This window comes from Acidovorax sp. (assembly GCF_034519795.1).
GTDB lineage: Bacteria > Pseudomonadota > Gammaproteobacteria > Burkholderiales > Burkholderiaceae_C > Acidovorax.
In genome coordinates, this window is sequence record NZ_JAXHOB010000003.1 from 46410 (window position 1) to 68812 (window position 22403).

Annotated in this window: 16 protein-coding genes; 6 read left to right on the plus strand and 10 right to left on the minus strand. The window is 69.3% G+C overall.

Annotated features, from left to right (window positions below; all coding sequences use genetic code 11):
• Positions 1–132: 132 nt before the first annotated feature.
• The 4 genes from U5N23_RS02140 to U5N23_RS02155 form a co-directional block, all read right to left on the minus strand.
• A complete protein-coding gene (locus U5N23_RS02140; protein WP_322591233.1) occupies positions 133–624 on the minus strand; it encodes a nuclear transport factor 2 family protein in 492 nt (163 codons plus the stop codon).
• A gap of 101 nt (positions 625–725) precedes the next feature.
• A complete protein-coding gene (locus tag U5N23_RS02145) occupies positions 726–1145 on the minus strand; it encodes a CinA family protein (RefSeq protein WP_322591494.1) in 420 nt (139 codons plus the stop codon).
• 65 nt (positions 1146–1210) lie between these two features.
• Positions 1211–1744 carry a phosphatidylglycerophosphatase A gene (locus U5N23_RS02150; RefSeq protein ID WP_322591234.1) on the minus strand — a complete coding sequence of 178 codons (534 nt, stop codon included), beginning with the start codon at positions 1742–1744 and terminating at the stop codon, positions 1211–1213.
• Between the two features lie 8 nt (positions 1745–1752).
• Complete coding sequence (locus U5N23_RS02155) at positions 1753–3501, minus strand: DUF4139 domain-containing protein (RefSeq protein ID WP_416208561.1); 1749 nt, start codon at positions 3499–3501, stop codon at positions 1753–1755.
• Between the two features lie 92 nt (positions 3502–3593).
• Between U5N23_RS02155 and U5N23_RS02160 the strand changes: the two genes are divergently transcribed.
• Positions 3594–5000, plus strand: a complete 1407-nt coding sequence (locus U5N23_RS02160) for an esterase-like activity of phytase family protein (RefSeq protein ID WP_322591236.1) — start codon at positions 3594–3596, stop codon at positions 4998–5000.
• Between the two features lie 6 nt (positions 5001–5006).
• On the opposite strand, the gene U5N23_RS02165 is transcribed toward U5N23_RS02160, so the two are convergent.
• Both U5N23_RS02165 and U5N23_RS02170 read right to left on the minus strand, forming a co-directional pair.
• Positions 5007–6977, minus strand: a complete 1971-nt coding sequence (locus U5N23_RS02165; RefSeq protein ID WP_322591237.1) for a right-handed parallel beta-helix repeat-containing protein — start codon at positions 6975–6977, stop codon at positions 5007–5009.
• A 2-nt stretch (positions 6978–6979) separates the two neighbouring features.
• Positions 6980–7882 carry a LysR family transcriptional regulator gene (locus U5N23_RS02170; protein WP_322591238.1) on the minus strand — a complete coding sequence of 301 codons (903 nt, stop codon included), beginning with the start codon at positions 7880–7882 and terminating at the stop codon, positions 6980–6982.
• Positions 7883–8007: 125 nt separating this feature from the next.
• Between U5N23_RS02170 and U5N23_RS02175 the strand changes: the two genes are divergently transcribed.
• On the plus strand, positions 8008–9018 hold the full coding sequence (locus U5N23_RS02175; RefSeq protein WP_322591239.1) for an NAD-dependent epimerase/dehydratase family protein: 1011 nt from the start codon (positions 8008–8010) through the stop codon (positions 9016–9018).
• 20 nt (positions 9019–9038) lie between these two features.
• The gene (locus U5N23_RS02180) at positions 9039–10217 is read left to right on the plus strand and encodes an Acg family FMN-binding oxidoreductase (protein WP_322591240.1); all 1179 of its coding nucleotides are present in this window, start codon (positions 9039–9041) and stop codon (positions 10215–10217) included.
• Here the strand turns inward: U5N23_RS02180 and U5N23_RS02185 are convergent.
• The gene (locus U5N23_RS02185; RefSeq protein WP_322591241.1) at positions 10208–11113 is read right to left on the minus strand and encodes a LysR substrate-binding domain-containing protein; all 906 of its coding nucleotides are present in this window, start codon (positions 11111–11113) and stop codon (positions 10208–10210) included. The genes U5N23_RS02180 and U5N23_RS02185 overlap by 10 nt on opposite strands.
• An 85-nt stretch (positions 11114–11198) precedes the next feature.
• On the opposite strand from U5N23_RS02185, the gene U5N23_RS02190 reads away from it, so the two are divergent.
• Positions 11199–12392 carry a pyridoxal-phosphate dependent enzyme gene (locus U5N23_RS02190; RefSeq protein ID WP_322591242.1) on the plus strand — a complete coding sequence of 398 codons (1194 nt, stop codon included), beginning with the start codon at positions 11199–11201 and terminating at the stop codon, positions 12390–12392.
• A 41-nt stretch (positions 12393–12433) separates the two neighbouring features.
• Positions 12434–13402, plus strand: a complete 969-nt coding sequence (locus U5N23_RS02195; protein WP_322591243.1) for a tripartite tricarboxylate transporter substrate binding protein — start codon at positions 12434–12436, stop codon at positions 13400–13402.
• 18 nt (positions 13403–13420) lie between these two features.
• Here U5N23_RS02195 and U5N23_RS02200 read toward each other — a convergent pair whose 3' ends face one another.
• The 3 genes from U5N23_RS02200 to thiL all read right to left on the minus strand — a co-directional run bounded on the left by U5N23_RS02200 (position 13421) and on the right by thiL (position 15218).
• Positions 13421–13957: a sigma-70 family RNA polymerase sigma factor gene (locus tag U5N23_RS02200; protein ID WP_322591244.1), complete on the minus strand. Its 537-nt coding sequence runs from the start codon at positions 13955–13957 to the stop codon at positions 13421–13423.
• Positions 13954–14157 carry a DUF2892 domain-containing protein gene (locus U5N23_RS02205; protein ID WP_322591245.1) on the minus strand — a complete coding sequence of 68 codons (204 nt, stop codon included), beginning with the start codon at positions 14155–14157 and terminating at the stop codon, positions 13954–13956. Before U5N23_RS02205 ends, U5N23_RS02200 begins: the two co-directional genes overlap by 4 nt.
• Before the next feature lie 104 nt (positions 14158–14261).
• Positions 14262–15218 (minus strand): thiamine-phosphate kinase, encoded by a 957-nt coding sequence (gene thiL / locus U5N23_RS02210; RefSeq protein ID WP_322591246.1) that lies wholly within the window; start codon positions 15216–15218, stop codon positions 14262–14264.
• A 197-nt stretch (positions 15219–15415) separates the two neighbouring features.
• Between thiL and U5N23_RS02215 the strand changes: the two genes are divergently transcribed.
• Positions 15416–22399 carry an ExeM/NucH family extracellular endonuclease gene (locus U5N23_RS02215; RefSeq protein ID WP_322591247.1) on the plus strand — a complete coding sequence of 2328 codons (6984 nt, stop codon included), beginning with the start codon at positions 15416–15418 and terminating at the stop codon, positions 22397–22399.
• The last annotated feature ends 4 nt before the right edge of the window (positions 22400–22403 follow it).

Genomic DNA, 22403 nt, shown 5'->3' on the forward strand with positions numbered 1-22403 from the left:
GCCGGGAGGGCCTGCCCGCAGCATGCGAAGCCGCGAATTCTAGGGATGCACCAGCGCAGCGCCCCACCCCGCACGGGTAGCGGGCGCGGGTGGTGTGAACAAATGCACGCTGTGCCTGCCGGCGTGGGCCGGTTACTTCTTTTCCTGCGCGAGGAATTTCGCCAGGTTACCCGCCGCCGTGCTGCGCACCTTGCGCTTGAGCGAGGGCGACCAGCCCAGCAGCAGGCCGGGCGTGCCCAGGGCCTGGCGCGACCAGCGCCAGAAATTGAAGCGGTCGCGGTGCGTGGCGATCAGGCCCTCGGGCGTGAACGTGAACGTGCCATCGATGATGTTGTGCACCTTGCGCCCCGTGGCGCTGAAAAGGTAGTGCGCCTCCCAGTGGGCGCGTCCGCTCCTGTCATCGGCCTCGATGCCGCTCGACTCGAGCTTCCAGTGCCCGGCGCCGTTCTTGCGCGTGGCGGTGGCCAGCATGCGCCACATGCCGCCGATCTGCTCGCGCCCCTTGAGCGAGAACGCCTCGTCGTCGAAACTGGCGTCGGGCGCGTAGCAGGCCTGCATGGTGGCGTGGTCGAGCTGGCCGAAGGCGGTGTAAAAGCGCTGCAGGGTCTGGGCGTTGGGGTGCATGGGGGCTCCGGTAGGGGCAATGCGGGCTTTGGAGCCCGGGCGGAAGATGCTACACCGGCGCTGTGCAGGCCCGCTGGCGCCTGGGCGACGCGCTTGCCGCATCAACCCAGGTAGTGGAGCAGCCGCTGCAGTGCGTGCGCGACGGTGGCATGGCGCACCGCGGCACGGTCGCCCGGGAATTGCTGCAGTTCGGTGTGCACGGTGCCACCCACGGCCCAGCCGAACCACACCGTGCCCACCGGCTTGGCCGGGCTGCCGCCCGTGGGCCCGGCCACGCCCGTGACGGCCACGGCCACCTGCGCGCGCGAACGCGCCACCGCACCCGCAGCCATGGCGCGGGCCACTGGCTCGCTCACGGCGCCGTGGGCGTCGATCAATGCGGGTGGCACGCCCAGCAGCTCGGCCTTGGCCTCGTTGGAATAGCTCACGAAGCCGCGTTCGAACCACTGGCTTGACCCCGACAGATCGGTGCAGGCCGCAGCGATCATGCCGCCCGTGCAGCTCTCGGCCGTGGCCAGCATCTGCCCGCGCGCGAGCAGTCTGGCAGCGATGTCGGTCAGCAGTGTGGCCTGTGCCTTGGGATCGTTCACCACCAGAACCTCCACAGCGCAATCACCAGCAGCGTGCAGAACGCCGCCACGAAATCGTCCCACAGGATGCCCCAGCCCCCACGCCAGCCAAAGCCCTTGAACAGACCGTCGGCCCAGGCCACGGGGCCGGGCTTGGCGGCGTCGAAAAAGCGGAACAGGGCAAACGCCACCAACTGCCCCCACCAGCCCATGGGCATGGCCAGCCACAGCACCAGCCAGAAGGCCACCACCTCGTCCCAGACGATGTTGCCGGGGTCGGCGATGCCCAGGTTGCGTGCCGCCACCGTGCAGGCCCACCAGCCGACCAGGGTGCTGGCGGCGATCAGCAGGCCCATGTGCAGGGGGCTCAGCCACTGCTGCAATGCCAGAAACGACAGCCAGGCCCAGAGCGTGCCCACGGTGCCGGGCGCGATGCGCGAGAGCCCCGCGCCAAAGCCCAGCGCGATGCAGTGCGCAGGGTGCGAGAGCATGAAGGCGGCCGTGGCGCGGCGCGGCGCGGCAGGCGGTGAAGGGGGAAACACAGGGTCCATGGTGGGGCTCACTGCCGTTCCTGCAATTGAATGTCCTTGGAATAGCGGACCGTGTGCTCGGCGCTGAACTGCGCTGTGGCGCCTGCCGCCAGCGGCTGCTGCCAGGCCACCGTGCCGGGCGTGCGGTTGAAGGCCATTTCGGCGGGCTGGGGCTGGTAGCGCGACTCGACCTCGATCTTCTCGTTGCGCGAGACCGGGGCGGCATGCAGCACCTGCAGCGTGATGGCGGTCGTGTGGCGGTTTTCCACGCTGTAGGCGCGGCGTGTGCGGCGCTCGGTGCGCGAGCCCGTGAAGCCCGTGGCGCTGGTCAGGTCCTGCGGCGCCTCGGCGCGGACGGTGACCAGGTCGTCCTTGCCGAACGACAGGCTGGTGCTGCCTGCGGGCGCGGTGCTGGGCGCCGCGAAGTCCAGCCGCCCGGTGCCCACGAAGGCGCCGTCGCGGTACAGCCCCACGGGGCCGGCAGGCCACACGCCGGGCGGCGTGGCGACTTCGGCCACCAGGTAGGCGACATCTTCCACCGCCGGGGCGGTGCGCGTGAGCAGCGTGGCCGCTGCGCTGTGGTTGCCCAGCGCCAGGGTCACGCGCTGGCCGCTGGAGGGCACGGTGATGCGCTGGGGCACGGCGAACTCGGTGGCAAAGCCCCTGTCGGTGGTGCTCACGTCGAAGCTCGGCATGGCCTCTTCGGCCATGGACCGCTCCCGGGCCACAGGGGCGGGAGGCGCGGCAGGGGCCATGGCCATCGCGGGGGCTGCCATGCTCATGGGTTGCGGTGGCGGGGCCACATCCAGCGTCCAGGGGCGCGGCAGTCGGCCCTGGGTGGCGCGCCCCGGCTGGCCGGTGGACAGAACGAGCTGCACATTGCCCCAGTCCTCGCCGCTGTTCTGTGCCACCAGGGCCTGGCGTTCGAGCAGCACGGTGGCCTTGGCCGGGTCCAGCGTGGCGCGGTAGGCCGGCTGCCAGCCCGGGCCGCGCACCTGGTAGGACAGGCGCAGCTCGCCCTCGCGCTCGGCCGCCAGGTTGATGCTGACCGACACCACGCGCGCGCGCTGGCTGGCCACACGGTTGCGCTCGGCCACCAGGGGCTTCAAGGCCAACTCCAGCGCCTCCTGCTTGCGCCGCAGCTGGTGCGTGCGGGCCAGTGCGTCCTGGCCCGATTTGCGCAGCACCTCGGCCATGGCGGTGATCTGCGCCGGCGTGGGGCCCAGCCCCCGGCCGCCGGGCGCGTCGTCGCCCCCGGTGCGGCCGCCCGCCACGCCCTTGAGGTAGCTGTCCACCAGGCCCAGCGCGCCGGTTTCGGCCTTCACACCGGCGATCTGGTCCTCCAGCTCGCGGATGCGGCCGTCCAGCGGGCTGGCACAGGCGGGGGCCACGTCGCGGTCCTCGGTGAGCACGTTGAATTCGCCCACGCGCACGCTGGCATCGGCATGGATCTGCAGGCTCTGCGCATCGAGGGAAGCGGGCAGGCAACTGAAGGTGAAGCTGCGCGCACCCATGGCGACCCTGGCCACACGCTCCACGGCGGCCGTGCCCGAATAGACGGTGACGCGGGCGATGCGCGAGTTGGCGCTGCTGTCCTGCGCGAGCGCGGTGCCCGCAGCGCACAGCAACAGGCTGGCGCAGACGGCGAGCCGGGTGGCGAAACCGATGGTAGGGGTCAAGGATGCCTCCTGGTGTGGGTCGGGGCGCGCCGAAGGCGGCAGCGCAGGAATGGTTTCAGCGTTTGTAGCGCAAATGCAGGCCGCCGTGCGGCGGCGCATGGGCGATCGACAGCGCCAACCTTGGTGGATTCATGGGATTGTCACGCAGCCTTCATACCCTCGAAAAGTCTTCCATTCTCACTCCAACAACCATGAAGCATTTCCTTCCCCATGCCCTGTCCATTCTTGCCCTGGGCCTGGGCATGGTCGCCTGCGGGGGCTCCGACGACGGGTTCCAGTACCCGGGCGCCAGCGGCACCAGCCTGCCCTACGAGGTGATGGGCCGGGTGGACAACGCCGAGAAGACCGAGCTGCGCAACGGCAGCTACGGTTCGTCCATGGCGCCGCACCCCACCCTGGAAGGCCACTTCTACGGCCTGAGCGACCGCGGCCCGAACGCCGCCACCGAGGCGGGCCGCACGCCGTCCGGCATCATCTTCGTCACGCCCGATTACACGCCGCGCATCGGCCTGTTCCGGTTCACGTCCGAGGGCAAAGCCGAGCTGGTCAGCACCATCCTGCTCAAGGACCCCAAGGGCCGCCTCATCACCGGCCTGCCCAACCGCCAATTCGGCGGCACCGGCGAGACACCCTACAACCTGGACGGCAGCGTCGTGTCGCTGGACCCGGATGGCGATGGAGTCAAGGGCTTCGACGAAAGCGGGCTCGATTCCGAAGGCCTGGTGGCGATGAAGGACGGCACGTTCTGGATCAGCGACGAGTACGGCCCGCACATCGTGCACTTCGACGCCACGGGCAAGGAGATCGAGCGCATCAACCCCTTCGCGGCCGACCCGCGCAACAAAGCCGGCCGCACCTTGCCGGCCGAACTGTCCACGCGCTGGCCCAACCGCGGCATGGAAGGCCTGACCATCACGCCCGACGGCAAGACGCTGGTGGGCATGATGCAGTCGAACCTGCACAACCCCAGCAGCGCGGTGGGCAGCATCAACCTGGTTCGCCTCGTCACGGTGAACATCGAAACGGGTGCCACGGCGCAGTACCTGTACCGACAGGATGCGGCGGGCCTGGCCAACTCCGAGATCGTGGCCCTCTCCGCCACCAGCTTCCTGGTGGTCGAGCGCGACACCAGGTTCTATGGCATCGACACCGGCGTGGTGCGCAAGAACATCTACAAGATCGACATCGGCCAGGCGACCAATGTGGACCGCTCCAACACCGCCCTGCGCAGCGCCAACGCCACGCTCACGGTGAATGCCGCCAACGGCCTGCTGGTGAACGGCAAGACCCTGGAGCTGGTGGTCAAGGACGGCGGCACCGCCGACAACTACGCCGCCGGCTGGGCGCAGCTGGCCGCACTGGGCATCAAGTCCATCACCAAGGTGCTGGCCTACGACGCCGTGGCCTCGCAGAAGTACCCGCACGACAAGCTGGAAGGCATCTGGGTCATCGATGCGAACCGGTTGGCCATCATCAACGATGCCGACTTCGTGATCGCCCCGGACAACCTGGGCGGCGTCAAGCAGAAGTACCTGTACGACGGCAAGCCCGACAGCAATATGCTGTATGTGGTCAAGCCCATCGCACCGCTGTTCTGATCCTGCTCAGCGGGGGCCGTACACGGGCGGGGCCTGGCCGAGTTCATAGGCTCCGGCATCAGGGGCTCGGCCCTGGAAGCCCTGGCTGATGTTGGGAATGGCCTGCCCTGCATCGACCGCCGCCGAGCCGGGTTGCAGGCGCAGGTCGGGCACGGTGTACAGGGTGAGCGGCGCGCCGGGGAATACTGGCACTGCGGCGAAGGAGTCCATGCCAACCTGCACGGCGGCGCGATCCGTGGTGCGCGCACGCAGTTCGGCCAGGCCGGCAAAGCTGGTGGCGCCCCAGTGGCCGGAGACGTTGCCCACGGTGGAGCCATAGGCGTTGTAGTCCAGGTCGGCGCTCGCGGTGTCCAGGTCGGCAATCGACAGCACGCGCCCGGTGCCGCTGGAATAGCCGGCATAGGTACCACCCGGCCCGCCGATGAACAAATTGTTGCGCGCATACAGCCGCCCCACCGTGGCACCGGCGTAGATGCCCAGCGCATCGCCGTTCTTCACCACGGTGTTGTGCAGCAGCACGTCGCCATGGCTGCTGCGGTACAGCTTGAAGGCCACGTGCACGGCGTTGTAGACGACATTGCGCACGAAGTAGGTGGGCCCGCCGAGGCCCGGCTGCGACGACAGCGCGATGAACACATTGGTCAGCCGGTTGCGCAGGATGCGGCAGTTGTGCATGCAGAAATCGGCCTCCACGCCGTCGTCCGCCGCCTCGGAAATGTCGTTGTTCAGGATGTCGATGCTGTACTGGTCCACCGCCTCGTCGTCTTCGAGCAGCGAGATGTTGTCGCGAAACCGCGCCACACGGTTGTTCATGACCACGTGGCCGGGGCCCGTGATGAGGATGCCCTCGCCCGCGTTGCTGCCCGATGCGCCGAGGGCCGCCTCGGACCACACCACCGTGCCGGTGACCGTGTTGTCGGCGATGTAGGCGTTCTCGGTCCGCGTGAACGTGATGATGCCGTGCCCACCCAGTGCCGTCGTGGCGTTGACGGTGCTGCGCGTCATACTGAAGTCGTTGCTGCCGTTGAAGCGCACGCGGCCGTTCAGGGTCATCTCGGTCAGCATCACATGGCGCTGGTTGAAGACGCTGATCTCCCCCTCCACCACCGCGCCCGGCGTACCCCGTATCACCAGCGGCCGGCCCGGTGCGCCGCTGCGCGCCACGCTGAAGCCGCTGTAGCGCCCGGATCCCAGCTCCACGATGTCGCCGGCATTGGCGCCGGCCAGCACGCTGGCAAGCGTGGCCGGTGTGGCGGGCTTGACCAAAGCGCCGGGCGCAGGCGTGGGCACGCTGCGGGTCGTGGCGGTGGTGGTGCGCACGGTGCTGCCGCCATCGGGATCGGTGAGCATCAGCTCGATCTCGTAGGTGGTGCCCGGCGCCACGTCGAAGATGCTGCCCGAATGGCGCAGCGGCCAGGTGCGGCCCTGGCCCGAGGTCTCGTTGTGGATGCGGCGCAGCGGCATGCCCGTGAGCCAGGTGCTGCTGCCCTGCGCACGGTAGCGCACGCCGACCACCGCATTGCGGTTGGCATCGCCCGCAAAGGCCCATTCAACCGTGATGTTCTCCAGGGTGGGGAAGGGTGTGGTGATGGCGCCCGGTACGCTGGCGTCCGCCGCGCTTGGTGGTCCGATCAGCCCGCCCACGCCCAGCAGTTCCAGCCCCGGCCGGGTCAAAGTGACCCGTGGATAGGTTGCGGTGCCGATCACCACCTGCGGCAGGAGCAGCACGCTGCCGGCTGTCATGAACTGCAGTTCGGCGCCCACCGTGGGGTCGCCTACCCGCAGTTGCCCGGGGTCGATCAGGCGCACCACCACGTCGCGGTAGCGGTCACCGGCGTCCAGTTGCAGCGTGGGCAGGCGCAGCGTGCCAGTGGCGGGCTCGAACACGGCGGTGTCTGCGGCCCTTGCGGCGTCGGTGGCACCCAGCACACAGGCGAGCAAGGTGGCGGCGACGCGCGGTATCAGGGTGAAGGGCATGGTCATGGTCTCAGAGGGGTTTGCAGCGCCTCGGGCACGGCATCGGCCAGAAAATCGTACACCGCCCGGATGCGCTGGTTGGTGCGGATCTCGCGGTGCACCGTGAGCCAGATGGGCAGGTCCGGCGGCTGGAGCATGGGCAGTATGCCCACCACGTCGGGATCGGTGCGTGCCATGTAGTGGCCCACGAACCCGATACCCAGGCCGCTGCGCACCGCTTCCCAGTAGGCCATGAGGTCATCGGTGCGGAACGCAAACTGCTCGCGTGCCACCGGATAGCCCATGGCAGCAAAGCCGCGCAAGATGTCTTCATGGCGGTCATTGCCGATGAGCTCATGCTGCAGCAGCTCGACCAGCTGGCGTGGCGTGCCCCGGCGGCGCAGGTAGTCGCGGTGGGCATAGGTGCCCAGCGCGACCTTGCCGATGCGCTTGGCCACCAGGCTGGCCTGCGTGGGCTGCATCATGCGCAGTGCAATGTCGGCCTCGCGGCGCAGCAGGTTCGTCACCTCGTTGCTGGCCACCAGCTCCACCTGCACCGCAGGCAGCGCCTGGCGCATGCGCGCCAGCACGGGCGGCAGCAGCACACAGGCCACCGGCTGGCTGGCGGTGATGCGCACGGTGCCGCTCACCCCCGCCTCGGCGCCCGAGACGCTGCGCGCCAACTGGTCGGCACCGGCCTCCATCGCGCGGGCCGATTCGGCCAGGCGCAGTGCGGTGGCGCTGGGCAGCAGGCCCCGGCCCGTGCGCTCGAACAGCACCACCCCGAGCTGCGATTCCAGCTCGGCAATGTGCCGGCCGATGGTGGGCTGGCTGGCGTTCAGCGCCTTGGCCGCGCCCAGCAGGCTGCCCTGGTCCAGTGCGGCCAGGAAGGACTGGATGAGGCTCCAGTCAAAGCGTTGTTTCATGGGAAGGACCAGGGTTGATATTCAAATTTGCATTGCTGCTATGGACCGCTAGCCAATTGTGTAACTGCCGGCGCATTTCCACAATCACCCCATTCCTTCAACTGCCTGCTTGCCGGGAGCCCACCATGACCACCTCACCTTCCGCGCCCATCGTTCTCATCCTGGGCGCCCGCGGCCGTCTGGGCCTGGCTGCCACACGCGCCTTTGCGCAGGCGGGCTGGCAGGTGCGTGCCCAGGTGCGGCCAGGCGCCACGGGCCCTGCCGTGCCCGGAGTGCAGTGGATGGCCGCAGCGCCCGGAGACACCCCGACCCTGGCGGCACAGGCGCAGGGCGCGCAGGTGGTGGTGCATGCCCTGAATCCCGCCTACACGCACAAGGCCTGGCGCGAAGGAGCTCCGTCGCTCATGGATGCCGCCATCGAAGTCACCCGCGCGCTGGGCGCTACGCTCATGCTGCCGGGCAGTGTCTACAACTACGGCCACGCGATGCCGCCCGTGCTGCGCGAAGACACGCCCCAGGCCGCCATGGACTTCAAAGGGCGCCTGCGCATCGGCCTGGAGCAGCGCCTGCAGGCCGCCACGCGCGACGGCGACATGCGTGCCGTCGTGCTGCGCGCGGGCGATTTCTTTGGCAGCGGCGCCGGCAACTGGCTGGACCAGGCCATTGCCAAGGATCTGGCCCGGGGCCGCGTCACCTGGCCCGGCCCGCTGGACGTCGGCCGGCCCTGGGCCTACCTGCCGGACCTGGCCCGCAGCCTGGTGCGGGTGGCCGAGGAGCGCCATCGCCTGCAGGCCTTCGACACCCTGCACTTTGCCGGCCAGCAGGTGACGGCGCAGCAGTGGGTGGACGTCCTCGCTGCGGTCGCGGCCGAGCAGAGGTGGGTGCCCGATGCCAGCAAGGTGCGCGTGGACCGGTTGCCCTGGCCGCTGTTGCGCATCGCGGGCATGGTGATGCCGACCTACGCCGCCCTGGCCGATGTGCGCTACCTCTGGAGCACCCCGCACCGGCTGGACAACACGCGCCTCGCTGCCCTGATCGGCGCAGAGCCGCACACCCCGTTCGAGCAGGCGGTGCGCCGCGCGCTCCACGACCTGGGGTTGCTCGCCCCAGTCCGTCCCCAAGCCGCCCTGGCATGAACCGCAAGGAGATTCTCACCATGCATCGCCGTACCTTCATCCGTCTGGCCGGCGGTGGCACCATCGCCGCCGCTGCCATCCTCCCCCTGGCTGCCTGCAGCTCGGGCGCGCATTACCCTGCCCAGGCCGTGGAGGCGTGGCAGGGACCCGTGGGCGAAACCGACCTGCGCCGCCGCGCCGTGGCCTATGCCATCACCGCGCCCAACCCGCACAACCTGCAGCCCTGGGTGGTGGACCTGCGCGAAGAAGGCGTGATCACCCTGCGCACCGACCGCGAGCGTGTGCTGCCCGAAACCGACCCGCTGGGCCGGCAGATCCTGATCGGCCATGGCGCTTTCCTGGAGCTGCTGGTGCTGGCACTGGCCCAGCAGGGCATGGCCAGCGAGGTCACGCTGTGGCCCCAGGGGCCGCTGCCGGCGCAACTGCGCGACTGGGATGATCGCCCCGTGGCCCGCGTGGTACTGCGGCCCGGCGGCGAACCCGATGCCTTGTTCACCCAGGTGCTGCGCCGCCGCACGCCCAAGGTGGATTTCGACCTGGCCCGGCCCGTGGCACCCGATCGGCTCCAGGCCTTGCTGGCCAGTGCGTCCCGGCCGGGCAGCCCGCAGGCGGGTGGAACGGTGGAGCCCGCCCGCCTGGATGCCTTGCGCGCGCTGTGCTGGCAGTCGGCCCAGGTGGAGCTGCGCACGCCGCGCACCATGATGGAAAGCATCCGCCTCACCCGCGTCGGCCCCTCAGAGATCCTGGAGCACCGCGACGGCATCTCGCTGAACACGCCGTTCATCCGCGCCGCAGCGGCGCTCGGCTTCTTCGACCGCTCGGCCCCGCCCGAGGAGGGCAGTGCGGGCTACAAGGGCGCGATGGACCGCTTCGAGGGCCACAGCCGCACGGCGATGGGCTTCGTCTGGTTGGCCGGCGGCAACACCCGCGCCGACCAGATCGCAGCCGGCCGGGCCTATGTGCGCCTGCAGCTCAAGGCCACCGAGCTGGGCGTGGACATGCACCCCATGAGCCAGGCGCTGCAGGAATTTGCCGAGATGGCGCCGCACTACGAACGCGCCCACCAACTGGTACTGGGGCGCGGCGCGCCCAAGGAGGCTGGCGACCCCACGGTGCAGATGCTGTGCCGCATTGGCTACCCGCAGGGCGAGGTGCCCGCCACGCCGCGCCGGCCCCTGGCGCGCATGCTTCAGGCGTAGGCGAGGCGCCGCCGGCACAGGGCCACGAACTCCTGCACCGCGCGCGACTGGGCCTGGCGCGGCTTGAAGGCCAGCAAGGCGCGAAACAGAAGGTCCTCGCCCGCCAAGGGCACGCTGCGCAAACCCAGAGGGGCATGCTCGGCGGCCACCAGCGGGTTGGTCACGGCCAGCCCCGCGCCGGCCAGCACCAGCGCGCACTGTGTCGCGCTGTACGGGGTCTCGATCACGAAGCGCGGGGTGATCCCTGCGGCGGCAAACAGCCTTTCCAGCCGCTGCTGGGCCGGGTCGGTGGCCGACAGGCCGATCAGCGGCGCGTCGCGCAGGTCCGCCAGGTCGAGCACCGCCTTGCGCGCCAGCGGGTGGGCGGCGGGCACCGCGCACACGGCGGGCAATTCATAGAACGCTGAGGACACCAGGCCGCTGGTGTCCGCCTCGTCGCCCAGGAAGGCCAGGTCCACGGCGCCCTGGAACAGCGCCTCGCGCAGTGCCTTGGAGCTGTCGACCATCAGCAGGCAGCGGGTGCGCGGGTAGTGGCGCTGGAACCCGGCCAGCACCCCGGGCATGATGCTCGCGGCCAGGGCATGCAGGCTGCCGATGCGCAGCACCTGGTCCTCCAGCGACTGCAGCGCCACGATCTTGCGCTGCACCGCCTCCAGGCCCTCGTACACACGCTCGACCTCTTCCATCAGCGCATGCGCTTCGGGCGTGGGCACCAGGCGGCCCTTGGGGCGGTCGAACAGCGTGAGCTGGGCGCGCGACTCCAGTTGCTGCAGCAGCTGTGTCACGGCAGGCTGGCTGACGTGCAGTGCCGCCGCCGCACGGTTGGCCGAGCCCAGCCGCATGACCATGCGGAACACCTCGATCTGGCGCGTGCTGACCTCTTTGGTATCGTTCATGGGCGGGCTCTTGATATAAGTTCTACTTAATGAAAACGGCTGCGGCATGGTACCGTTATGGCCTGCGCCTGACTACGATGCAGGCATGAATTCCGATACGTTCTTCGGTGCGCAGCCGCACCGCTCCTGCACGAGTGAATCCCCTGTCCTGCGCGCCAATGCGCGGCTTCAGGGCCTGCGCTGCATTCACTGCGGGGCCCGGTATCCGGTGCAGGACATGCCTGCGGGCTGCCCCGCGTGTGCAGCACGAGGCACTCCCGCCAGCGTGGAGGCGGTCTACAGCGATCTGCAGCGCACGCTGGCAGCAAGCAGCTCGGGTTATAGCTGGGGCGAGTGGCTGCCCTACACCCACGGGGTGTCGCTGGGAGAGGGCAACACGCCCTGCCTCGCGCTGCCGCGGCTGGCCCGGTCGCTGGGAATCCGCGAACTGACGGCCAAGCACGAAGGCATGAACCCCACGGGCTCGCACAAGGACCGCATGTCGGCGCAGGCCGTGACGCGTGCCCTGGCGGTGGGGGCACACAAGGTGGTGCTGGCCTCCAGCGGCAATGCCGCCGTGTCCGCCGCCGCGTACTGCGCTGCGGCAGGCTTGCCCTGCGAGATCGCCACCTACCGCGACATGCCCGAACCGTTTGCCCGCGCGCTGGACCGGCTTGGCGCCCGCCGCGTTGCGTTCGACCAGGGCATGGACCGATGGGCCCATGTGCGCCAGCAGGTGCAGGAAGAGGGGGCCTTTGCCCTGACCAATTTCAGTGTGCCCGCGGTGGGCAGCCCAGCCTTTGGCGTGGAAGGCTACCGCGCGGTGGTGCTCGAATGCGTGGCCGATGGCTGCGTGCCCGACCATGTGCTTGTGCCTGCGGCGCGCGGGGATCTGCTCTGGGGCCTGTACAGCGGCCTGCGCGACCTGCTGGCCGCTGGCCTCATCGCACGCATGCCCCACCTGTGGGCCGTGGAGCCCTTTGCCCGGCTGAGCCAGGTGCTCGCCGGGGCGCCGGCCCAGGCCGATTTCGGCGGCAGCACCGCGCAGTTCTCGATTGCAGGCAGCACCGTCACCCTGCAGCAGCAGATCGCAGTGGAGCGCTCGGGCGGCGGTGCCGTCGTGGTGGGCGATGCGGATGCAGCGCGGGGCGTGGCCGCACTCGGTGCCCAGGGCCTCTGGGTGGAGCTGTGTGCGGGCGCCTGCGTGGGCGCGGCAGCACAGCTGCGCCAGCAGGGCCGCATTGCGCCAGAGGACCACGTGCTGTTGCTGCTCACCGCCAAGGGCGACCGCGACGCCTGAGCGCTTATCCCGAATCTCTTCGCCTGACCAAGGACCCTGCCATGACCTTCCTGTTCCGCCGCAGCTTCGTGCTGGCCTGCGCCTGCCTTTGGGGCACCAGCGCCTTCGCCGCCTACCCCGACAAACCCGTGCGCCTCATCGTGCCCTGGGCACCGGGCGGCAGCACCGACGCGATTGCCCGCGCCATCGCCCTGCGCATGGGGGCGTCGCTGGGGCAGAGCGTCATCGTGGACAACCGCTCGGGCGCGTCCGGGCGCATCGGCACCGAGGCCGCTGCCAAGGCGGCGCCCGATGGCTACACCATCGCCATCGTGGAGCTGCCGCATGCCATTGCGCCGGCCGTCACGGCCAAGCTGCCTTATGACCTGCTCAAGGACTTCACGCCCATCTCGATGGTCGGCACCTCGCCGCTGCTGCTGTTCGTCAACGGCAGCAGGTACAAAGCCGGCGACATCAAGGGCTTTTTGAAGGACGGGCGCGCCAGCGCCACGCCCGTTACCCTGGCCCACAGCGGCAATGGCTCCATCAGCCACCTCTCGTCCGAACTGCTGGCCGGGGCCAGCGGCCTCAAGGTCAATGCCATTCCCTACCGGGGCTCGGCCCCGGCGCTCACCGATGTGGCTGCCGAGCAGGTGGCGGGCCACTTTGCCACGCTGGCCAGCGGTGCATCGCTGCTCTCGGCGGGCAAGATCTCGGTGCTGATGACCACCGGGCCCACGCGCCTGCCATCCATGCCCCAGGTGCCCACGGCCCGCGAGGCAGGTCTGGCGGGCATGCAGTTCAACCAGTGGTGGGCCCTGGTGGCGCCGGCCACCACGCCCATTGAGGTGATCGAGCGCCTGCGCAAGGAGGCCATCGCCGCGCTGGAGCACCCCGCCACGCGCGAGCGGCTCACCACGCTGGGCATCGAGCTCAAGGGGTCCACCCGAGACGAGTTGCGCTCCTTCATGCGCGACGAGGTGGGCCACTGGGGCGCCGTGGTGCGCAAGATCGGCCTGCAGCCGGAGTGAACCGCAGCTACTGCGGGATCAGCCGGGCGGCGAGGGCACCAGGTACTCCCGCACCAGGCTGCGCGCCCGGTGCAGCCGGCTCTTGGCCGCCTCGCGCGTGGTGGAGAGGCGCTGGGCCATCTCCTCGATGGTGAGCTCCTCGAAGTCGCGCAGCAGCAGGGCTTCGCGGTACAGGGGCGGCAGCGAGTCGATGGCCAGGGCCAGGTCGTGGCGCAACTCGTGGTCGGGCCGGTGCGACCAGGCCAGCGCATCTTCCACCTGCGCCAGCGGCTCGCCCCTGAGCCAGGCCAGCGCCGGGCGCATGCACAGCCGCTGCACGATGCGCACCACCCAGCCGCCAAAGGCTGCCACCTCGCGCAGCGCGCCCACGCGGCGGTAGACGATGATCAGCGCCTCCTGCACCACATCATCGGTCGCGGTGGTGGCCGCGCAGTGGCGCAGCGCATAGCGGCGGATGTCGGGCCGCGCCAGCGCCAGCAGGCGCTCCATGGCCTCGGTGTCGCCCGCCCGCGTGGCGGGCAGGAGCTGCGCCAACGTGTTCGAGGCAGTGCTCATTCCACCGGCTTTCTGCCCACCATGGCGCAGGCTGGGCAGTAGCCGAAGAGACCGGTCACGATGCCCATGGCACCCGAGGCGGCCAGCACCAGGCCCCACGGCGTGGCGCCCAGCCAGAAGAGGCTGGCGGCGATGAGGGCCACCCCGGCGACGACGCGCAGCAGGCTTTCGGGGCGGGTGATGTTCTTGCGGTACAGCATGGCAAAGCTCCTTGGGGTTGAAAGAGAAAGCGACGACACGGGGCGCCTTCCCTGACAAGAGCGGGCCTTGGGGCCAAAGGATTCATGCTGCGAGAAAAAAGTTGTCAGCCGAAGTGGTCGAACGAGGCGTAGCGGTGGTCCACTGGCCGGCCTTGCCCATCCACCAGCCGCAGGCCGGGTTCCGCCTCGATCACCCCGATGCGTGCCACCGGTGTCTGGCTAGTCTGCGCAGCAGCCAGCACAGCCGCACGCTGCGATGGCGGTGCGGTGAAGGCCAGTTCGTAGTCGTCGCCACCGGCCAGGGTGCACTGGCGCAGCAGCTCGGTGTCCGCCACGGTGCTGCCATGGGCCATCAGGGCGCCCGTGAGCGAGGTGTCGATGCGTGCCCCCACGCCGGATGCCTTGAGGATATGGGACAGGTCGCCCAGCAACCCGTCGCTCACATCCATCGCGCTGCTGGCCACGCCGCGCAGCGCCAGGCCCAGGGCCACGCGCGGCGTGGGCTGCTCCAGCCGCAGGCGCGCGGCGGCGAGCACCTCTGGGGGCAGGGCCGTGTGCCCCAGCAGCGCCTCCAGCGCCAGCCGCGCATCGCCCAGCGTGCCGCTCACATAGAGGTCGTCGCCCGCGCGCGCGCCGCTGCGCAGCAGCGCCTGGCCGGCCGGCACTTCGCCGAACACCGTGATGCAGATATTGAGCGGCCCCTGGGTGGTGTCACCACCGACCAGCTCGCAGCCATGGGCATCGGCCAGGGCCAGCAGCCCGCGTGAAAAGCCGGCCAGCCAGGCCCCGTCCACCCGCGGTAGCGCGAGGGCCAGCGTGAAGGCCAGCGGCCGGGCGCCGCAGGCGGCCAGGTCCGACAGGTTCACCGCCAGCGCCTTGTGGCCCAGTGCCTCGGGCGCCACCTCGGCAAAGAAGTGGCGGCCCTCCACCAGCATGTCGCTGGACACCGCCAATTGCATGCCGGGCGCGGGCGCCAGCAGCGCGCAGTCGTCCCCCACACCCAGCGCGGCGCGGTGCACGGGCCGCGTGAAATAGCGTGCGATCAGATCGAATTCACCCATGGGTCGATTGTGGCGTGCCCCGCGTTCATTGGCACCGATGGTGTGACATATCTCTGCAACACACGGTGCCTAGAGTCACCGCTTCGTGCCCGGCTCGACCCAGAGCCCGCAGGCCTCTTGCAACTGCGCGGTGAAAACCGGCTTTCCCGCGCGCCTTCCCTTCACACCCCACCCGCACCCATGCGGAGGAAACGAGCATGACCACCGTCTACCACGCCCTGTCGACCAGCAACTTCACCCAGGATTGGACCAATGTCAGCACGCTGATCACCACTGCCAACGACTGGAGTGGCGTGCCCTCCATCGTGGGCTACCGAGGCGACAACCTGTCCGCGCTCGCGGGCACCGACCCCCAGACCGTCGTGGATGACGGCAGTGCCACTCCGCCCAGTGCCGTGCTCCTGGGCAGCACACCCAGCAGCAGCGGCGCCGTGGGTGTCTTTCAATCCCTGGCCGACCCTGTGGTCGCGCTGCAGGGCTCGGGCACGGCCGATGCGCCGCACCTGGTGCTGCACCTTGACGCCACGGGACGCCAAAATATCCAGATCAGCTACAAGCTGCGCGATCTCGACAGCAACACCGACAACGCAGTGCAAGCCATCGCGCTGCAGTACCGCGTCGGCAATTCCGGCCCGTTCACCAATGTGCCGGCGGCTTTCACGGCCGATGCCTCCGATGGTCCCAGCCTGACCAAGGACACGACGGTGACCGCCACGTTGCCAGCGGCCGCTGACGGCGCTGCCATGCTGCAGTTGCGCATCATCACCAACGATGCGGCCGGCGCCGACGAGTGGACCGGCATCGACGACATCGTGGTGAGTTCCACCGCGGCCGGCCCTGTCGGCCCCAGCCTTGCCTACAGCGGCTCCATCAACGAATCCCAGGCCTTCGACGGCCACATGGCCCCCGGTTCCAAGATCACCATCACCCTGACGGGCGAGACCTTCACCGGCACCGACGGCGCCAGCCTGCTGTCGGCCGCCACCGTCAGCAACGTGCCTGCCGGCCTCACGGCCGTGCTCACCCGCACCAGCGCCACCACGGCCGAGCTGGGCTTCACCGGTACGGCCACCAGCCATGCCAACGCCAACGACGTGGGCAACCTCACGGTCGCGTTCGCCGATGGCGCCTTCACCGGCGGCGCCGCTTCCGGTGTCGCGAACGCCACCCAGAACAGCCTGAAAATCAACTTCAGCGACGAAGGGGCTGCCGGCAGCGCGCAGACCTTCACCCCCAACGCCGGTACGGCCCTGGGCAGCTCCGACGCTTCGGCCGCGCTCGCGCTCGATGCCAACTGGATGGTGGTCGGAGACGATGAAGCCAGTGTGCTGCGCGTCTACGACCGTGCCGGCGGCGCGGCCGTGAAGGAGTGGAACTACGGCGCCGCGCTGGGCAATGGCGGCGAGCTGGACCTGGAGGCGGGCACGCGCATCGGCGACACCTTCTACTTCACCGGCTCGCACAGCAACAACAAGAGCGGCGCAGAGCAGAACAACCGCGAATACATCCTGGCCGTGAAGATCGAGGGCACGGGCGCCGACACGCAATTCACCTACCTGGGCAAGCACAGCGGCCTGGAAGACCAGCTCGTGGCCTGGGACCAGGGCAACGCCCACGGCAAGGGCGCGAACTATTTCGGTTTCGCCGCCTCGTCGGTCGGCGTGATTCCCGAGAACGTCAACGGCTTCTCCATCGAAGGCATGACCGCCTCGCAGGACGGCAGCCAACTGCTGGTGGCCCTGCGCGCGCCACAGACCGACGCCAACACCCGCGACAAGGCCGTGGTGCTGGCACTGGACGTGGCCGGGCTGGTCGATCCCTCAGGGGGCTCCGCGCCCAATGTCAGCTCAGCCTTCGAGCTGAACCTGGGTGGCCGTGGCGTCCGCTCCATCGAGAAGGCCGGCGACGGCAGCTACCTGATCCTGGCCGGCCCCTCGGGTTCGGCCAGCACCGAAGTCACCCATGACTTCCGCCTGTTCCGCTGGGACGGCGTGAGCACCACCCCCACCGAGCTGGACGTGAACCTCGACGCCCTGCGCGACGGCACGGGCGGCAGCTTCGAGACCATCGTCGACGTGCAGAACACGGCGCAGGGCACCCTGGTGCAACTGCTGCAGGACAATGGCGACAGCACCTGGGGCGGCGCAACCGCCTCCAAGGACCTGCCCGCAGCACAGCAGAAGTTCATGGGCAACTGGGTGCAGATCGGCGCCAACGTGACCGACAGCACGGGCCCTGCGCTGGCCAGCAGCACGCCTGCGGACGATGCCGGCAGCGTGGGCAAGACGGCCGACATCGTGCTGCGCTTCAACGAAGGCGTGGCACGCGGAACGGGCGATTTCGTGGTCAAGAAGGTCAGCGACGACAGCGTGGTCGCGACCATCGCCGTGACCGACACCAGCAAGGTCACCGTGGCCTTCAACACGGTGACCATCAACCCGGCGAGCGACCTGGACGTGGGCACGGCCTACTACGTCGAAGCGGCTGCCGGCACCCTCAAGGACCATTACGGCAACAACTGGACCGGCCTGTCGGGCAACGCGGCGCTGAATTTCACCACCTCGGCCGCGCCCCTGCCCAAGCTGCTGGTCACCGAGGTCAACTCCAACGCCACGCCGGGCGACTTCTTCGAGCTGTACAACTACGGCAGCGAAGAGATCGACCTCTCGGGCTGGACATGGACCGATTCCGCAGCCGACCCCACGAAGCTCGGTACCTTCGCCAGCGGCACCAAGATCGCCGCGGGCGGCAAGCTGGTGGTGGCCGGCGAGGTGACCGATGCGACCGCCTTCAAGGCGGCCTGGGGCCTGGACGCCAACTCCAGCGTCGTGGCCGTGGGCGGCCCCGGCCTGGGCAAGGGCGATGGCGTGGTGGTGCTCAATGGCAGCGGCCAGGTGGCTGCGGCCATCAACTACAGCGGCACGGCCTTCACCAACAACGGCACCAGCGTCGCTCCGATGGCCAAGACCAGCGGCGGCGCCGTGACCGGCTCCGAGCATGCGGGCGTGGCCTTTGGCGGCACGGCCACCACCTCGGCCGTGTGGGATGGTCTGTCCACCACCAACCCGACCTACAAGGCCGCCGCAGTGGGCGAACTGGGGGCCTTCGCACAGACCGGCACGCCGGCCAACATCGGCTCCCCCGGTACGCTGGTGGTTCCACAGCCCAAGCTGCTGATCACCGAGGTCAATTCCAACGCCACCCCGGGCGACTTCTTCGAGCTGTACAACTACGGCACCACGGAGATCGACCTTTCGGGCTGGAAGTGGACCGACTCCGCTGCCGACCCCGCCAAGCTCGGCACGTTTGCGGCGGGCACCAAGATCGCTGCCGGTGGCAAGCTGGTGGTGGCCGGTGAAGTCACCGACCCTGCGGCCCTGAAGACCGCCTGGGGGCTCGACGCCAACACCAACGTCGTCGCCGTGGGCGGCCCCGGCCTGGGCAAGGGCGACGGTGTGGTGATCCTGGACGCCAGCGGCCAGGTGGCCACGGCCATCAACTACAGCGGCACGGCCTTTGCCAATGGCAGCACCACGGTGGCGCCCATGTCCAAGACCGGTGGCGGCGCGGTGACCGGCTCCGAGCACGCGGGAGTGGCCTTCGGCGGCACGGCCACCACCTCGGCCGTGTGGGATGGCCTGTCCACCACCAACCCCACCTACAAGGCGGCGGTGGCGGGCCAGCTGGGTGCCTTTGCGCAGTCCGGCACGCCGGCCAACATCGGCTCGCCCGGCCTGACCAGCGCCCCGGCCCTTCCACCGGGCGCGGCCCCCAGCTACACCCAGACTTTCGAGAACGCCGCAGGCTTCAACGAGTTCACGGTGTTCAGCAAGGATGCCGATGCGGCCAGCAGCTGGTACTACAGCACGGCCACCAAGACCGCCGAAGTCAACGGCTTCGGTGACACGGCCCATGCCAACGACTGGCTGGTCTCCAAGGCCTTCAACCTCGACGGCACGAGCGCCGAGTTCCTGAGCTTCAACACCTGGACGCGCTTTGCCGACACCGGCATCGCCGACCCCGAAGTCAAGCTCTATTACTCCACCAACTACAGCGGCTCGGGCGACCCCACGGCCGCCACCTGGACGCAGCTGTCCTATACCCACTCCCCGGCAGACAGCCAGGTGACCACGCCCTCGGGCCTGATCGACCTGTCGGCCATCCAGGGCAGCAACGTCCACTTCGGCTTCCAGTACCAGGCCTCTGGCACGGCGAGCAACAGTTCATCGAGCTGGCGCGTGGACGACTTCAAGCTGGAGAGCTTCACGGGCCCGGTGGTGTCCATCGCCGCCACCAGCGCCGACAAGCCCGAAGGCAACAGCGGTACCACCGACTACACCTTCACCGTGACGCGTGCGGGCGATGCCTCGGCCGCTGCCTCGGTGCAATGGGCCGTGGCGGGCTCGGGCGGCTCGCCCGTGGCGGCCGATGACTTCGTGGGCGGTGCGCTGCCCTCGGGTACCGTGGCCTTCGCGGCCGGAGAGACCAGCAAGACCATCACCATCGGCGTGCAGGGCGACACCAGCCTGGAGCAGGACGAGGCCTTCACCGTCACGCTGTCGGGTGTGTCCGCCGGCACCACCATCATCGGTGGCGGCACCGCACAAGGGCTGGTTCGCACCGACGAAGCGCCGATCACCAGGATCCACGAGATCCAGGGCAGCAACGACACCGCGCTGCTCATGGGCAGCGCCGTCACCATCGAAGGCATCGTGACCGGCTATGCCCCCAATCTGCAGGGCTTCTACGTGCAGGAAGAGACGGCGGACCAGGATGGCAATGCCAATACCTCGGAAGGCATCTTCGTCTACTACGGCAGCACGCCCATCGCTGGCCTGGACGCCAACAGCGTGGGCGACAAGGTCCGCATCAAGGGCACGGTGGCCGACTTCCGTGGCCAGACCCAGCTCACTGCCCCCACGGGCTTCACCCTGGTGCAGGACAACGCCGGCCTGCCCGCCGCCGCCGTCGTGACCTTGCCCGTGGCCAGCGCCGTGAGCTGGGAGGCCTACGAAGGCATGCTGGTGACCGTGCAGTCCGGCACGGCCGGCGGCCAACTGGTGGTCACCGACAACTACAACCTGGGCCAGTACGGCCAGGTGACGCTGACTTCGGATGCCGTGCAGTCGCAGTACACCGAACTGCATGCGCCCAGCGTCAGTGGCAACACCGACTACCTGGCCGAACTGAAGAAGGACCAGATCATCCTGGACGACCTGAACGGTTCGCAGAACCCCGCAAGCCATCTCGGCCGCGGCGGGCAGCCGCTGTCGGCCACCAACACCTTGCGCGCAGGCGACGGTGTGGCGAGCGTGACCGGCATCGTGGACCAACTGGTGGACGCGGCGGCAGCCCCGCACGAAACCAGCTACCGCGTGCAGCCCACGCAGGCCGTGAACTTCACGGGCGACGCCCGCCCTACCGCCGCCGACATCCCGGCCAGCATCCGCAATGCCGAGATCAAGGTCGGCTCGGCCAACGTGCTCAACTACTTCTCCACGCTGGGCACCGGCAGCTTCACCACGCCCGACGGCGTGACGCAGTCCGGCCGCGGCGCCACCAACGCCACCGAACTGGCGCGCCAGCAGGCCAAGGTGGTGGAGAACCTGGTGGGCATGGACGCCGACGTGCTGGGCCTGATGGAAGTGCAGAACAACGGCTTTGCCGACGGCACCAGTGCCCTCGATTCGCTGGTGGACGCGCTCAACGCCAAGGCCGGTGCCGGCACCTATGCCTACATCAAGGCGCCCTACAACAACGGCGCAGCCCCTGGCGACGCAGCGACCGCCGGCACCGACGCCATCATGGTGGCCATCCTCTACAAGCCCGCCAAGGTCACGCCCGTGGGCGCGGCGGCCGTGGCCGATCCGACCGTCTACACCGCCTTCTCGGCGGCCTTCGGCAGCCGCGTGCCGGTGGCGCAGACCTTCAAATCGAATGCCGACAACGAGGAGTTCACCGTGGTGGTGAACCACTTCAAGTCCAAGGGCAGCGTGAACGACCCGGACCTCGGCGACGGCCAGGGCGCCAACAACCTGGCGCGCGTGAAGGCCGCCGAAGACCTGTCGGCCTGGCTGGCCACCAGGCCCACCGGCACCACCGACAGCGACGTGCTGCTGGTCGGCGACTTCAATGCCTATGGCAAGGAAGACCCGATCACCAAGCTCGCCGCCAACGGCTACAGCAAGGTGTCCACGGGCAACTCGTACTCGTTCGACGGCCTGTGGGGCTCGCTCGACCATGCGCTGGCCAGCGGCAGCCTGGCCGGCCAGGTGAGCGGCACCTACAAGTGGGGCATCAACGCCGAAGAGCCAGCCCTGCTCGACTACAACATGGAGAACAAGAACGACGCGCAGGACGCGAGCTATTTCAATGCCGACCCGTACCGCTCCAGCGACCACAACCCGATCCTGATCGGTCTGAACCTCGGTAGCACGCCCGCACCCGGTGGCGGTGGCACGCCCACCACGCCGACCATCCCTGTCATTCCCCCCACGGCGCCTGGCGAGCCTGCCACGTTGCAGGGATCGAGCGGCAACGACACCATCGTCGTGCCCGACCTGCCCCTGACCCGAGTGGTCACCGGTGGCGGTGCCGACACGGTGACGGGGGGCAGTGGCGTGGACACGGTCGTGGTCTCCGCCACGCTGGCCGACGTACTGCGCCTGGGCATCAGCCAGGACAGCAGCGGCAAGGTGGTGATCAACACCCCCACGGGCCCCGTCACCCTGAGCGGCGTGGAACGCGTGGAACTGCAGGGCAGCCTGTTTGCCTTCGACGTGGCCCTGCCCACGGCGACCAGCGAGGGCGGCAAGACCGGCCAGATGCTGGCCTTGGCCTACACCATCTTCGGCCAGAAGCCCGACACTGCGGCCCTGAGCCAGTGGGTGCACAAGGCCGACAGCATGGCGGGCCTGGACGCACTGGCCCAGTCCTTCATCGATGCGCTGGCCCCCGGCATCGGCAACGACGGCCTGGTGAGCTTCCTGTTCCAGAGCGTCACGGGCGTGGCCCCCACGGCCCAGCAGGTGCTGGAGTTCGCATCGCTGATCGGCCCTGGCAAGGCCTATGCCACGCAGGGCGCCTTCCTGGCGGCGGTGGCCAAGCTGCCGATCGCCACGGAGGGCATGGCCGAGCTGGTGGGCATGGTCCAGCCGCTGGACGCCGCCGTGTTCCTGTGACCAA